General features: G+C 72.3%; 11 protein-coding genes, 1 tRNA gene and 1 pseudogene. 9 read left to right on the forward strand and 4 right to left on the reverse strand.

Translation table 11 applies throughout. The annotated features are described in order from the left end of the window. The first annotated feature begins 14 nt into the window (after positions 1-14). The 6 genes from STRIP9103_RS14460 (at position 15) to STRIP9103_RS14485 (ending at position 5,492) form a co-directional block, all read left to right on the forward strand. Positions 15-2,039 carry an FAD/NAD(P)-binding protein gene (locus STRIP9103_RS14460; RefSeq protein ID WP_048820284.1) on the forward strand — a complete coding sequence of 675 codons (2,025 nt, stop codon included), beginning with the start codon at positions 15-17 and terminating at the stop codon, positions 2,037-2,039. Between the two features lie 86 nt (positions 2,040-2,125). Next, positions 2,126-2,578: a DoxX family protein gene (locus STRIP9103_RS14465; protein ID WP_009310636.1), complete on the forward strand. Its 453-nt coding sequence runs from the start codon at positions 2,126-2,128 to the stop codon at positions 2,576-2,578. A gap of 271 nt (positions 2,579-2,849) precedes the next feature. Beyond that, complete coding sequence (locus STRIP9103_RS14470) at positions 2,850-3,470, forward strand: DedA family protein (RefSeq protein ID WP_009310624.1); 621 nt, start codon at positions 2,850-2,852, stop codon at positions 3,468-3,470. 46 nt (positions 3,471-3,516) lie between these two features. Next, positions 3,517-4,740 carry an FAD-dependent monooxygenase gene (locus STRIP9103_RS14475; RefSeq protein WP_009310630.1) on the forward strand — a complete coding sequence of 408 codons (1,224 nt, stop codon included), beginning with the start codon at positions 3,517-3,519 and terminating at the stop codon, positions 4,738-4,740. A gap of 109 nt (positions 4,741-4,849) precedes the next feature. Beyond that, a complete protein-coding gene (locus STRIP9103_RS14480; protein WP_009310634.1) occupies positions 4,850-5,131 on the forward strand; it encodes a hypothetical protein in 282 nt (93 codons plus the stop codon). A 16-nt stretch (positions 5,132-5,147) separates the two neighbouring features. After that, positions 5,148-5,492, forward strand: coding sequence for a hypothetical protein (locus STRIP9103_RS14485; RefSeq protein WP_048820285.1), 345 nt, complete (start codon positions 5,148-5,150; stop codon positions 5,490-5,492). On the opposite strand, the gene STRIP9103_RS14490 is transcribed toward STRIP9103_RS14485, so the two are convergent. Together STRIP9103_RS14490 and STRIP9103_RS14495 are read right to left on the reverse strand one after the other, a co-directional pair. After that, a complete protein-coding gene (locus STRIP9103_RS14490) occupies positions 5,393-6,823 on the reverse strand; it encodes a hypothetical protein (RefSeq protein ID WP_009310638.1) in 1,431 nt (476 codons plus the stop codon). The genes STRIP9103_RS14485 and STRIP9103_RS14490 overlap by 100 nt on opposite strands. Positions 6,824-6,922: 99 nt before the next feature. After that, positions 6,923-7,156, reverse strand: a pseudogene (locus tag STRIP9103_RS14495) (hypothetical protein); the annotation flags it as partial. 382 nt (positions 7,157-7,538) lie between these two features. Between STRIP9103_RS14495 and STRIP9103_RS14500 the strand changes: the two are divergent. Beyond that, positions 7,539-7,610 (forward strand) — tRNA-Val (locus STRIP9103_RS14500). Between the two features lie 54 nt (positions 7,611-7,664). Here the strand turns inward: STRIP9103_RS14500 and STRIP9103_RS14505 are convergent. Continuing rightward, on the reverse strand, positions 7,665-8,018 hold the full coding sequence (locus STRIP9103_RS14505; protein WP_009310639.1) for a hypothetical protein: 354 nt from the start codon (positions 8,016-8,018) through the stop codon (positions 7,665-7,667). 223 nt (positions 8,019-8,241) lie between these two features. On the opposite strand from STRIP9103_RS14505, the gene STRIP9103_RS14510 reads away from it, so the two are divergent. Then, the gene (locus tag STRIP9103_RS14510) at positions 8,242-9,168 is read left to right on the forward strand and encodes a LysR family transcriptional regulator (RefSeq protein ID WP_009310628.1); all 927 of its coding nucleotides are present in this window, start codon (positions 8,242-8,244) and stop codon (positions 9,166-9,168) included. Positions 9,169-9,172: 4 nt separating this feature from the next. Here the strand turns inward: STRIP9103_RS14510 and STRIP9103_RS14515 are convergent, their stop codons facing one another. After that, positions 9,173-10,090: a ketopantoate reductase family protein gene (locus tag STRIP9103_RS14515; RefSeq protein ID WP_009310623.1), complete on the reverse strand. Its 918-nt coding sequence runs from the start codon at positions 10,088-10,090 to the stop codon at positions 9,173-9,175. Between the two features lie 217 nt (positions 10,091-10,307). Between STRIP9103_RS14515 and STRIP9103_RS14520 the strand changes: the two genes are divergently transcribed. Then, complete coding sequence (locus STRIP9103_RS14520; RefSeq protein WP_009310627.1) at positions 10,308-10,535, forward strand: DUF2277 domain-containing protein; 228 nt, start codon at positions 10,308-10,310, stop codon at positions 10,533-10,535. Positions 10,536-10,706 lie beyond the last annotated feature (171 nt).

Here is a 10,706-nt window from a genome sequence, read left to right on the forward strand (position 1 = left end):
CGGGAGTCAGGCCTTTGTCAGAGATCAGTGACGCCGGGATCGCTGAGGATGAAGTCGGCATAGCCCTGGTGGGCGCGGGCCCACGCGGCACCAGCGTCCTTGAACGCCTGTGTGCCTCCGCCCCCGAACTGCTCCGCCCCGGCACCCGTCTCACCGTCCACGTCGTCGACCCCGCTCCACCGGGCCCCGGCCGGGTCTGGCGCACCGCCCAGTCCCCCCACCTCCTGATGAACACCGTGGCCTCCCAGGTCACCCTGTTCACCGACGAGACGGTGGACTGCTCGGGCCCGATACGCCCGGGGCCGAGCCTGTACGAGTGGGCCACCGACAGGCCGGGCGGTACCCCCGGGCTCGACCCGACCGGAACACCCGTGCCCACCGACGCACCCGTGCCCACCGACGCGTTGGGCCCCGACGACTACCCGACCCGCGCCCAGTACGGCCACTACCTGGAGTGGGTCTTCGCCGAAGTGGTGCGCGGCGCGCCGCCCGCGGTCCGGATCGTGACGCACCGCACCCGCGCGGTCCGCCTCGACGACGCCCCCGACGGCACCCAGCGGCTCACCCTCGCCACCGGGCACGTCCTGACGGACCTCGCCGCCGTGGTCCTCACCCAGGGCCATCTCCCCACGGTTCCCGACCGCACGGAACGGCGGCTCACCGCGTACGCCGACCGCCACGGCCTGCGCCACTTCCCGCCCGCCAACCCGGCCGACCTCGACCTCTCCCCCGTCGCCCCCGGCGAGCCGGTCCTCCTGCGCGGCCTCGGCCTCAACTTCTTCGACCACATGGCCCTGCTGACGACCGGCCGGGGCGGCCGTTTCGTATACGACCACGACCACGCCGGCCGACGAGGCACGCGCTACCTCCCCTCGGGCCGCGAGCCCCGCCTGTACGCGGGTTCCCGGCGCGGCGTGCCGTACCAGGCACGCGGCGACAACGCCAAGGGCCCGTACGGCCGCCACACCCCGCTCGTCCTGACCCCCGAGACGATCGCGGCCTTCCGCAAACGCGCGGACTCCGGCGAGGCGCCCGACTTCCTCGCGGAGATATGGCCGTTGGTGGCGAAGGAGGTGGAGACGGTCTACTACGAGGGGCTGTTGAAGACGCGCGACCGGCGACCGGTGTCCGCCCCCGCGGACGGCTCCGCCTCCTTCCGCGACCTCTTCCTCGCCACCCCGCACCGCAGCTCCCAAGAGGCCGCCGTTCTGGACGAGTTCGGGGTTCCGGAGGCGGACCGCTGGTGCTGGGACCGCATCGCGCGACCGTATACGGGAGAGGAGTTCCCGGACCCGGAGGCGTGGCGGAGCTGGCTGCTGGGGTATCTGCGCGAGGACGCGGCGCAGGCGAGGCTCGGCAACGTCGACGGGCCGGTGAAGGCGGCGCTCGATGTGCTGCGCGACCTGCGCAACGAGCTGCGGCTGATCGTGGACCACGGCGGGCTGGCGGGCGACTCCCGCCGGGACCACCTGGACGGTTGGTACACGCCGCTGAACGCCTTCCTGTCCATCGGCCCGCCCCGCCGCCGTATCGAGGAGATGGCCGCGCTGATCGAGGCGGGCGTCCTCACGGTGCTCGGCCCCCGGCTGGAGGTCCGTGCCGAGGACGGGGCCTGGTCGGCGCACTCCCCCGACGTACCGGGCTCGGCCGTCCGGGTGACGACGGTCGTCGAGGCCCGTCTCCCGGAGCCGGATCTGCGCAGGACGGCCGACGATCTGCTCGCCGGGCTGCTGCGGACGGGCCAGTGCCGTCCGCACCGCGTGGACGGTTACGAAACAGGAGGGTTGGATGTAACACCGCGGCCGTACCATCTGATTGACCGTCAGGGAACCGCGCACGCAAGGAGGTTCGCGTTCGGAGTACCCACCGAGGGGGTGCACTGGGTGACCGCCGCGGGCGTCAGGCCCGGAGTGGATTCGGTCACGCTTTCGGACGCGGATGCGGTGGCAAGGGCTGTTCTACGTGCGACAACAGAGGCAAGAGCCCCCCAAGCGCAGGCAAAGGAGTGGCCCAATGTTGAACTTGCAACAATGAGTTAGCGGTGCCTAACGTGTGTGACCCGCCGGTAATAACCGTCCCCACCGGTCCCACCAGGACCGGGTGATACCGAAGGAGTCCCACCACCATGACCGGACGCCTCAACAGCGCCCAGCCATACGCCCTCGGCGCGTTCCGCATCGTCATCGGCCTGCTCTTCACGTGCCACGGCGCCCGCAGCCTCTTCGGCGTCCTGGGCGGCGCCGACGGCCAGGGCGGAACCGTTTCCGCGGGCACCTGGCCGGGCTGGTACGCGGCCGTCATCGAACTCGTCGGCGGTGCCCTGGTGCTGCTCGGCCTCGGCACCCGCTTCGCGGCGTTCATCGCCTCGGGCGCCATGGCGTACGCGTACTTCAAGGTCCACCAGCCGGAGGCTCTGTGGCCGGTCCAGAACGGCGGCGAGGGCGCGGCCCTCTACTGCTGGGCCATGTTCCTGCTGATCTTCACCGGCTCCGGCGCGCTCGGCCTGGACCAGCTCTTCGCCAAGCGCTCGTCCACGGCGGCCGGAAGGACCACCGACAAGGAGCCCGTGACGGCCTGACCGCTCCACGGTGAGTGACGGGTCGCCAGGGGGTTCACGCCCCCGGCGACCCGTTCGCATGTCCGCTCTCCCGGTCGCGTCCTCCTCCGGCCGCGAGGGCCGCCCGCTCCCCTTCGGCTCCTCCGCCGGGCTCCTCCGGTCGTCCGAGCGGCCGAATGAACAGCGCATGACGGACACATGAGCCCCTGTGAGCCTTCTGTCATACCCGGGGCGTACGCTGTTCGGCTGTCACGGATCACCGTGGCTCCGGGGGAAAACAGGAGAGTGCTCGGTGCTTGAGAGTCTGGGTTGGCCGGCGGTCGGCCCATGGATCTACGCCGTCGTGGCCGCGTCCATCCTCCTGGACGTGTTCCTGCCGGTCCTGCCGAGCGGTGTCCTGGTCGTGACGGCGGCCACGGCAGCCGCGGCGGAGACGGCGGCGGGGGCGATGCAGCGCGAGGTCCCCGACATCCTGGTGCTGATGCTCTCGGCGGCCACCGCGTCCGTGCTCGGCGACCTGGTGGCGTACCGGCTGGCCTGGCGGGGCAGCGAGCGCCTCGACCGTGCGATCGCCCGCTCCCGGCGCCTGACGACCGCGCAGGAACGTCTCGGCGCCGCCCTGGCCCGGGGCGGCGGCCTCCTGGTCGTCATCGCCCGCTTCGCCCCCGCCGGCCGCTCCGTGGTCTCCCTGGGCGCCGGCGCCGCCCGCCACCGCGCCCGCGACTTCCTCCCCTGGTCCGCCCTCGCCGGTCTCGCCTGGGCCGCCTACAGCGTCGCCCTCGGCTACCTCGGCGCCCAGTGGCTCGGCCCCACCTGGCTCGCCACGGCGGTGTCCCTGGCCTCCCTGTTCGGCGCGGGCGCCGCGGCGGCGTACTTCATGCGCCGCCCTCGGTACGCGGCCGACCCGGCATGACGAACCCGTACATGACGCATAACGTGGGGACTGAGGAGCTGAGCGCATGGGCGGCGGCAAGGCCTTGGTGGTCGGCGGAGGAATCGGCGGGCTGGCCGCCGCGACAGACCTCCGGCTGGTTGGCTGGGACGTCACGGTCCTCGAACGCTCGCCCGTTCTCGCCGACGTGGGCGGCGGCATCTCGCTGCACGCCAACGGCGTCCGCGCCCTGGACGCCCTGGGCGTGGGAGAAGCCGTACGGGCCGCCGCACGCCCCCAGTACACCGGGGGCACCCGCGCCCCCGACGGCAGTTGGCTGATCCGGATGGACGGCAAGGCGATCGAACGCGCGGCGGGCGTACCGGTCCTGGGCGTCCGCTGGTCCGCGCTGCACCGCGTACTGCGCGCGGCGCTGCCACCCGAATGCCTGCTGACGGGCAGGGAGGTGACGTCGGTCGAGCGCACGGGCCGGGCTGGGGCGCAGGTGTCGCTGGTGTCGCCGGCAAGGACCACCCCGGAGGCCCGGTCGGAGGCGGACCCGGCACCGCTGGAGGCGGACCCGGCCCAGATGGAGGCGGATCTGGTCGTGGTCGCCGACGGTGTCCACAGCCGACTGCGCGGCACGCTGTTCCCGCACCATCCGGGCGCCGTATACAGCGGATCGACCGTCCTGCGGGCCGTGACCGACCGTCCGATCGCATTGCCCAGCGACCTGGAACTCACCTGGGGCAAGGGCGCGGAGTTCGGCCACATCACGTTCGTCGACGGCCATGCAGAGTGGCACGCGGTGCTCACGTCGCCGCCCGGGGTGCGGTACGCGGACGCGCTCGCGGCGATGCGCGACCGTTTCGCGGGCTGGCACGATCCGATCCCGGCGCTGCTGGAGGCGACGCGACCGGACGCGGTCCTCCATCACGACATCCACGAACTGGTGACGCCCCTGCCCTGTTTCACCGCGGGCCCGATCGCCCTGCTCGGCGACGCGGCCCACGCCATGACCCCGAACCTCGGCCAGGGCGCCGGCCAGGCCCTGGAGGACGCCACGGTCCTGGCAGCCGCGCTGGCCTCCGAGCCGACCCTCGCATCGGCCCTGGCCCACTACGACACCGTACGCCGCCACCGCACCCGCACCCTCGCCCGCGCCGCCCGCCAAGCGGGCCGAGCCGGCCACCGGTTGACCAACCCCACGCTCATCGCCCTGCGCGACACGGCCCTCCGCCTCACCCCCTCCCGCCCCGTCATCAGCACCTTCCTGCGCCACACCAGATGGACACCGCCGAGCCTGGGCTGAACGGGACACGCCCCGCACGCAGGACGCCGGCCGGGCACAAGTCGCCCGCTCGCTCCGGCCGACATAGCTTGGAAGTGAGGTGACACCCGCATTCGGAGGGAGTGCCGACATGGCCGTACTGGTGCACAGCGAAGGCGCGGACTGGAACCAGGAGCTCTACCAAGCGACCTTCGACCGGGTGATCCCCGACCGTTCCGATCCGCCCGCCGGGCTCATCGCTCACTTCGCCGGGCCCGTCGAGCAGGGCGGCTGGCAGGTCGTCGATGTCTGGGAGTCGGAGGAGGCCTTCCGCCGCTTCATGGAGGAAGCGGTTCTCCCCGCCGCGAAGGATCTCGGTGCCCCGCCCTTCGACTCCCATCTCGGCGAGGTGCGGAATTCCCTGATCCCGTAGCGGGCCGGTAGCTCCCGTGCTGATCGGCTACCCGGTCCTCTGCCGCACCGGCACGCCGGCGGGGTTCGCCGTCCACGCGGCAGGCGGCAACCAGTTCTGGCTCAACCCGGCCATCGCCTTGAACATCGTCGGCGTCGGCGGCGCGCTGCTCGCCGCCCTGCCGGGATTCGCCGCCCGGGCCTTCGGCATCCCACGCGGCCCGGGGCACGCCGGCCTCGGCGTCGCCGCGCTCACCCTGTTCGCCAACGGCCTCAACCCGTGTCAGGCCCCCGCGCCCGCCCCGCGTTCCTTGCGGATCTGGTCCACCACCCGGGCCACGGTCTGCCGTACGGCTTCCGTCTCCGTCAGGAAGTGCCAGTAGTCGGGGTGCCGGCCCTCCAGCGTGGCGACGGCCCGGTCGAGGCGGGCCACGGAGTCGTCGAGGGGGCGGGCGTGGCGGGGATCGGGGGTGGTGCGGCCGGTCATGGCGAGGCGCTGGGCGTCGCGGATGGCGAAGCGGGTGCGGTCGATCTCCTGCTGGGGCTCCTTCTGGACCGCGTTCAGCCGCCGCAGCCGGTCACCGGCCGCCGACACGGCCTCGTCCGTGCTGTTCAGCAGCGCCCGTACGGTCGACAGCAGCGAGGTGGCGTCCGGCCAGCGCTGCGCGTCCCGCGCCGCCCGGGCCTCGCGCAGCTTCAGCCGGGCCTGCTCGACGTTCCGCGCGGCCTGGTCCGGCACCTGCTGGAGGTCCTGCCAGCACGCCGCCACGAACCGCCGCCGCAGCTCGCTCAGCACCTGCGGCACCTGTCCCGCCCGGGTGCTCAGCGCCTCCGCGCGGGTCCGCAGCGACACCAGCCGGTGGTCGATCTCGGCGGCCCGCTCCGGCAGCCGCTCGGCCTCCGCCCGTACGGCCTCCGCCTCCCGTACGACCCGGTCGGCGCGCTCCAGCGTCTCCCGTACGCCGTGCTGTCCCGCGCCCTGGTTCAGCTTGGTCAGCTCGGGCGCGAGGGCGGCGAGGCGGGCGGCGAGGTCGTCGGCCTTGAGCCCCGAATCCCGTACGGCGTCAAGGGCGTTGGAGGCGGCGAGCAGGCACTGCCGGGCGCGCTCCACGGCCGGGACCAGCCGGGCCAGCTGGGTCTCGGCCGTGCCGAGCAGCGGTCCGAGCCCCGCCGCGAAACGGTCCAGCTCCTGTTTGACGCGCCCCAGCTCGTCCTTGGCGGCGGTCAGCTCGGTCCGGGCCCGGGCGGCGACGGAGGCCTCCAGGTCGTCCCGGTCCAGGTCGTGCGCGTCGACGGCGTTGATGTACTGGTGGCTGACCTCGTCGATCCGCCGCCCCAGCGCCTCGAAACCGGCGACGGCCTGGCGGGCGGCCGGGGAGTCGTCCACCGCCGTGATCGTCTCGATCGAGATCCGCAGGTCCCGCTGGGCGGTGTCCAGCTCGTAGAACGCCGCAGCCGCCGCGTCCTTCGCCGCCTGCGCCTCGGCCCGCTGGCTCTCCGCCCGCCCACCGAACCACCGCCGGGTCCCGCCACCGGCGAAGGCGACGGGCAGCGCGAGGGCGGCGAGGACGGGGAGGGAGAGAAGGGTGAGCGCGTCCCGGCCGGCGGAACGAGGGCGGGAGGGGAGGTCGTGAGGTCGCCGTGGTGCACGGCTGTGGGGTTGTTGTGCTCCCGGCACAATCGGCGTGTACGGCTCTGAAGGTGTCGCCGTCACATCCCTCTCCCGTGCTGTCATCCGCCCTGACCGGTGCCATTCTCCCACCGGTCAAGGACGAAAACACGGGTCGTTCGGTTCGCCGTTTCCCAAGAGGGCTCAGCCCAGGTTCCGTACGGTCACCGAGCCGTCGCGGGTGTGCGCGGTCACCACGTGTGAGCTGTCCTCGTCACGGGGCACGGACACGTCCACGAAACCGTCGTCGCTGTCCGTCTCCACCCGGTACGACGCGTCACGCGGCAGCCCGATGCTGATCGAGCCGTCGTCGCTGCGGGACTCCACCAGGTCCGGTACGACGCCGAGTTCGAGCTTGACCGAGCCGTCCTTCGCGTGCGCGCCGCAGGCGGCGACGGAGGTGAGGATGACGCCGGCGAGGGCGGCGAGGGCGATCCGGCGGGTGTGTGCGGTTCGTGTCGTACGGGTGATGGTTGCCGTACGCGTCCCGGTTGCCGTACGTGCCATGACGATCTCCCCCTGGGCCGGGCTGCCCCGGCCCTCCGGCGCCTGGTGGTTTCTTCTGTTTTCTTCTGGTTTCTTCCGGAGTCTTCCGATGTTCTTCTGCTGCCCTTCGACCGTACGGAGAGGGCGCGTTCGGGGGGATCCGGGCGGCTCCCGGATACGGGGTGGGGACAGCCCCAGGGACGGCCTCGCGTGCGGACCGGATACGGGTTTGCGGGGCATGCCCTCGGGCAATGTAGGCTGTCGACTCGTACTCGGGTGCGTAGCTCAGGGGTAGAGCGCCTGCCTTACAAGCAGGATGTCGGCGGTTCGAAACCGTCCGCGCCCACCGGATGAGTAAGTGACGAAGACCCCGGCCGATCCGGCCGGGGTCTTCGTCGTGTCAGGGGGCCGTGTCCGGCGGCTCCGGGGTCGTCACGGGTGTGCGCTTCAGCCGGGTGCGGGCGTCGACCCTCTCCTCCGTGGCGACCTCGGCCCAGAAGCGGTGGCAGCTCACGAACACCGCCAGCTCACGCTCCCGTCGGCGGAGCTTCTCCACCTCGGCCTGCTCGTCGGGTGTCCAGCCAGGGGATGCGGGGCGCTCGACCTTGCGCCAGCCGTTGTCGTCACTGAAACCGTCCAGGGGCTCGACCGACCAGGGAAGCCGCTTCAGCAGGGCCAGGAGCTCGGCCCGGACCTGATGCAGCTCCTCCTGACCGGCGAGGAGGTCACTGGGGAAGTCATAGGTCTTAGCCACGCGGCAATGCTACGCCTGTTCGATTTTGGGATGCGAGTTCCTTGGGTCACTCCGTGGGGACGTTCACGCGAACGCCATCGACGTCGGCCTCGGCCTCAGCTTCGGCCTCGGCTTCGACCTCGGCTTCGACCTTGGCCTCGGTCCTGTCGAGCTCCAGGGCCCGGCTGTGGAAGCCGCCGAATCACCCAAGGGATGCCTTTGATCAAAGAGGTACCTTTGGCCCATGACCCTCGACGATCTGCGTGTCTTCGTCGCCGTGTGCCGGGCCGGGAGTCTGAGTTCGGTGGCTCGGGAGCTGGGGTGCACCCAGTCGGCGGTGAGTCAGCATGTGCGGCGGCTGGAGCGGGAGGTCGGGGTCGGGCTGGTGGAGCGGCAGGCCCGTGGTGTCGTGCCCACCCGGGCCGGGCGGGTGCTCCAGGAGGCGGCGGCCGAGGGGATCACCGGGCTCGACCTCGCGCTGCGGCGGCTCGCCGAGATGGTGCGCGGCGACGGCGGTGCCGTACGGATCGCCACCGGCGGCACGACCGTGCGGCACTTCATGACACAGGGCATCGTCGACTTCCGGCGGTCGTATCCGGGTGTCGTCCTGGAGTTCCAGACCGCGCGGTCGAGTGCCGGGTGCGTCGAGGCGCTGGCCGACCCCTCCCGCGACCTCGACCTGTCGTGGGTGACTCTCGGGCCCGCCGTCCGTGGCATCGAACAGCGGGCCGTCGTGGAGCTGCCCTGGGTGCTCGCCGTACGCGCCGACGACGAACTCGGCGGGCGCGAGTGGATCTCGGGCAAGGAGCTGGACGGGATGCGGCTGATCGGCCTGCCGGAGAACTCCACGTCGTACGCCCACCTCGACGCGGCCTATCGGGAGTTGGGAGTCACCACCAGCCCCTCCGGTGCCGGGGTCGCCGACTGGGACACCGCGATCCTCCTCACCGAACTCGGCGTCGGCCACGCCGTCGTCCCCGCCCTGCCCGGCTGGACCGGCCCCGGTCACCCCGGGCTCCGCTTCGTTCCCGTCCCCGATCTGCCGCCGCTCACGGTCGGATGGGCGGTACGGCGCTGGGACGCGCTGTCACCACCGGCCCGGGCCTTCGCCGACACGGTCGCCCGGCACGCGGTGCGGGTGGGGGGTGCGGTGCGGGCGGCTGAGGGGTGAGGGCTCAGTACCCCGCCGCTCGGAGTTCCTCCACCACCCTGGTCGCCACGGGTACGGGTACGCCGTGGCGGTCGGCCGCGCGCAGCAACGCGCCGCCGATCGCGTCCAGTTCGAGGGGGCGGGCGGCCTCGGCGTCGCGTTGCATGGAGGACTTGGTGGCGGGCGGGAAGGCGTCGTAGCGGCGTATGGCCTCGGCCGGGTCCGCGGGGGCGCCGGAGGCCGCGCTCACCGCGGCCGTCTCCTCCACCAGGGCCGTCAACTCCTCGCGGTGGCGCGTACGGACCTCGCCCAGCGGCAGGCCGTAGCGCGTGGTCAGCAACGCGAACGGCGCCAGGAACGACATCTTCGCCCACAGCACCGCCGTCTCGTCCTCCAGGACGCGGGTGGTCACGCCGGACCATTCCAGGGCGCCGGCGAGGGAGTTGAGGCGTTCGCGTGGAGCGGTGTCGCCGGTCAGGTCGACCTCCGCGAAGGGGCTGCCGTGCCGGATCACGCCGGGGGCGACGCGGGTGGATTCGACGCGGATGGTCGCCGGGGCGATGTGCGGGGTGGGCGTCGCGCCGCTGTAGTGGGCGCGGAGGGTCGCCGGGTGTTCGACGCCGTTCAGGAACGGTACGACCAGGGTGTCGGCGGTCAGGGGCTTGGCCGGGAGGCGGTCCAGGGCCGCCGTCAGGGTCGTGTGTTTCACCGTGATCAGGGCCGCGTCGACCGGTTCGCGGAGTTCGGTGGCCGTCTCGACGTGGCCGGTGAACTCGCCGAAGCGGGGGCTGTGGATCTGGATGCCGTCCTTGGCCAGGGTCTGCGCCGTCTCCTCGCCGGCCAGGCAGATCACTCGGGTGCCGGTACGGGCCAGTAGGGCGGCCAGCAGGCCGCCTACACCGCCCGGTCCCAGCACCGCCACCGTGAGCCGTTCGTTCGCCATGGTCCCCCTCGTTTCCGTCGGGCGGTCTGTGGGTTGGTTCTTCGGTCTGGCCGGCCTCTGTGATGATCACCAGGGTGGATGGTGGAGTCAATCCTCGGGGGAACTTGCTGATACCCAAGGAAAACCTTGGCTCTCGAGGATAGGGGCTGAGGTGGGGTTTGCAGGGCTTGGGTGCCGAGGGCTGGGGTTGTGCGGGTCCGCGCGGGAGACTGGGGTCATGTGCCGCAGTATCAAGACGCTTCGACCGCCCGTGATTCCCGAAGAGGCCACCGAGGATGAGATCCGGGCCGCCGCGCTTCAGTACGTGCGCAAGGTTTCCGGGTTTCGGGTGCCCGCCGCGCACAATCGTGAGGTGTTCGACCATGCGGTGGAGGTGATCGCCATGGCCACGGCCGAGCTTCTGGCCGGGTTGGAGGTTCGTGGCGCCGCGCGGAACGCCGGGTAGTTTTCCTCGCCCCCGCCGCCCCTACCCGTCCCTCCCCCAGGGGCTGCGCCCCTTCGACCCCGCTGCGCCTTCTGGCTCGGGGGTGGGGTTGCGAGGCGGGTGCGGGTGGGTGGGGGCTGGTCGCGCCCACGCGGCGGAGCCGCACATCGATACAGCCCCGCGCCCCTGAAG

The organism is Streptomyces ipomoeae 91-03, assembly GCF_000317595.1.
In the GTDB taxonomy this organism is placed as follows: Bacteria; Actinomycetota; Actinomycetes; order Streptomycetales; family Streptomycetaceae; genus Streptomyces; species Streptomyces ipomoeae.